Origin of the sequence: Streptomyces sp. NRRL F-2664, from assembly GCF_000719345.1 — a bacterium.
In the GTDB taxonomy this organism is placed as follows: Bacteria; Actinomycetota; Actinomycetes; order Streptomycetales; family Streptomycetaceae; genus Streptomyces.
On the sequence record NZ_JOFX01000553.1, the window covers coordinates 1 to 258 of the forward strand.

At 69.4% G+C, this 258-nt stretch carries 1 protein-coding gene; it reads left to right on the top strand.

Annotation, left to right across the window (positions count from 1 at the left end; translation table 11 throughout):
• Positions 1-258, top strand: a 258-nt coding sequence (locus IF89_RS40215; RefSeq protein WP_043195176.1) for an RHS repeat domain-containing protein, incomplete at both ends; no start/stop codon positions are given.

Sequence of the window (258 nt, forward strand, 5' to 3'; positions counted from 1 at the left end):
GGAAGGCGCCCGCGACGACGCGGACGCCAAGAAGAACACCCTCATCACCTACACCTACGACAGCGAGGGCCGGCTGGCCTCGGTCGCCTACCCCGACGGCAAGGCTGTCTCCCGCACCTACAACCAGCACGGGCAGCTGGAGACGGCCACCGACGCCGTCGGCGCCGTCACCGCCTACACCTACAATCCCGACGGCAGCCTGAAGGCCGCGGTGCAGAAGACTGCGGACGGGCAGACCGCCTCCGCCGCCTACACCTA